Raw genomic sequence first — 229 nt, 5'->3', positions numbered from 1 at the left:
CGACATATCACAAGGCATGATTAGTTTTGGCTTATGTTCAAATAGTTTTTTATTAAAGGCAAAATTTGAGCTAGTAATTGTTCATCAGTTAGTTCAATGCCGCGCTCAGTCCAGAACGTATATGCAGTACCTTTAAGGGCGTCTTGAGAATTAACTTCACGATAAGGATTATCTTTGCAACAAAATACAGATGAGTTATGAAACGCCTTTACGTAGTTAATTTGTTCAG

Annotated in this window: 1 protein-coding gene; it reads right to left on the bottom strand. The window is 35.4% G+C overall.

All coding sequences use genetic code 11. The features are described from left to right. Positions 1 to 20: 20 nt before the first annotated feature. Positions 21 to 229 (bottom strand): hypothetical protein (locus SB775_RS34455; RefSeq protein ID WP_410865781.1); only part of this gene is annotated, 209 nt, incomplete at its 5' end.

The organism is Peribacillus sp. SIMBA_075, from assembly GCF_046534585.1.
Note: the sequence above shows the minus strand (reverse complement) of the source record. Positions and strands in the feature narration are given on the sequence as shown.